A 1837-nucleotide genomic window follows, 5' to 3' on the forward strand; every position below is an offset into this window, starting at 1 on the left:
GGTTTTGTAAAAGCTTTTAGTTAAACTTTTACCTTAACCCCTTGATTTGATTAAATTTTATATAATAACTTGCACCCCCTCCCTATTTTGAGGTAATTTATAACTTGAAAAACAAACTTCTAAACAAGAAAGGTAGGTACAAGTTATGAGCGAAATTAATATTTATCTGTTAACGTACATTAAGTTTTTAGAACATGTTGTCATGTATTTATTCATTGCCTTAACAGGTAAGAGCATTACTAAAAAGTTGGATGAACCTGTTAAGAAAGAATATCAAAAACTCCAAGTAGATAAGCTCCCAATTATTGAAAACACTCAAAAGTATGATTATGCAAAGCTCCTTGAAGAATATTTTAACGCCCATGGCAAGCACTTAAAGCCTGTTAAGCATCAAAAAAACAGTAAAACTGTTGTCCCTGAATCTGTTACATGTCCCTGCTGTGGTGCACCTTCTAAATACATTTACGATAACACTGGAGGTAGAGGACAATACAGGTGCAAGGTCTGTTCATCTGCCTTTAATAAGAAAAATCATTACTTAAAAGAAACCGTTTTTAAGTGCCCTTACTGTGGCAGGGTTTTAGAGAAGATTAAGGAACGCAAGGATTTTAATGTATTCAAGTGTAAGAATGATACTTGCTCCTTTTATATTAAAAACCTCAAATCCATGTCTGAAGATGATAAACTGCGTTTTAAATCTAATCCTAATGACTTTAAGGTCAGGTATATCTACAGACAGTTTAAATTTGATTTTAAACCCTTAAGTAAGTCAAGCCCTGTAATTCCCAAGGTTAGTCTTGCTAAGCTTTATGCCCCTATACACACTGTTTGCCTCGTACTTACTTACCATGTTAATTACAATATGTCTTCCCGTGCTACAGCCTCGATTATGCGAGATGTACACGGTGTTGATATCTCTCATCAGACCGTTTTAAACTATGCTGACTCTGTTGCAAGGATCGTTAAGCCTTTTATTGATAACTATGATTATGATGTCTCTGATTCTATCTGCGGAGACGAAACTTATATCAGAGTTAATGGTAAATGGCACTACATCTTCTTTTTTATTGATACTATTAAGAAGACCCTACTCTCTTACCGTGTTTCTCAAAACAGGGATACATTGTCAGCTATCAAGGCTATAGATGATGTTATTACCAAATTTAAAACAATTCCTGATAATTTAAACCTTGTTACAGATGGTAACCCCATATATCTCTTAGCACAGCATTTCTTCGCAGAAAAGGGCATCAACTTTGATGTCACACAGGTCATAGGACTTACTAACAAAGATGCTGTTTCTGCTAAGTACAGAGTTCTTAAACAAATCATAGAGCGTCTTAACGGCATCTTTAAAGATAATTACAGACACACAAGAGGATTTAACTCTGATGATGGTTCTGTTTCATTCGTTACTTTATTTAGTACTTACTACAACTTCCTAAGACCTCATTCTGCTTTAGGATATTGTGTTCCTGTTCCAATTCCTGAACTTGAGAAACTGCCTCACATGCCTGCAAAGTGGGGCAAGCTCATTGAATTATCACAGGATTATATTCTAAAACATCAGGTAGCTTAGCCTTTATATCTGTTTTGCTGAAGCTCTCGCTTTCTTAGCTGTCGGCACAGCGAACCCTTGAAAAACAAATCAGACAAATGGTATGCTGAATTTTTCGAGGGCTTATTTGTGCTGCCCTTATATCTGTTCCCTTCGCCCTCGTTAAGATCTCTTTACCATTTGGATGATGTTTGTCAAGGGCGACAGCTGCGCTACGCGCTTTTTTGAGTAACCACATTTTTACAATCAGTGATTTTTCATAGAACTTTTGACATTACC

General features: G+C 35.9%; 1 protein-coding gene. It reads left to right on the top strand.

Features of this window, described 5'->3' with window-relative positions:
• The first annotated feature begins 145 nt into the window (after positions 1 to 145).
• Positions 146 to 1579, top strand: coding sequence for a DDE-type integrase/transposase/recombinase (locus B5D15_RS15160; protein ID WP_078697929.1), 1434 nt, complete (start codon positions 146 to 148; stop codon positions 1577 to 1579).
• Positions 1580 to 1837: the final 258 nt, after the last annotated feature.

This window comes from Caloramator quimbayensis (genome assembly GCF_900167605.1).
Classification (GTDB): Bacteria; Bacillota; Clostridia; order Clostridiales; family Caloramatoraceae; genus Caloramator_B; species Caloramator_B quimbayensis.

Bases quoted from the DNA above. Each gene is read 5' to 3' on its own strand.
- B5D15_RS15160 (WP_078697929.1), top strand. From the start codon at position 146: ATGAGCGAAATTAATATTTATCTGTTAACGTACATTAAGTTTTTAGAA.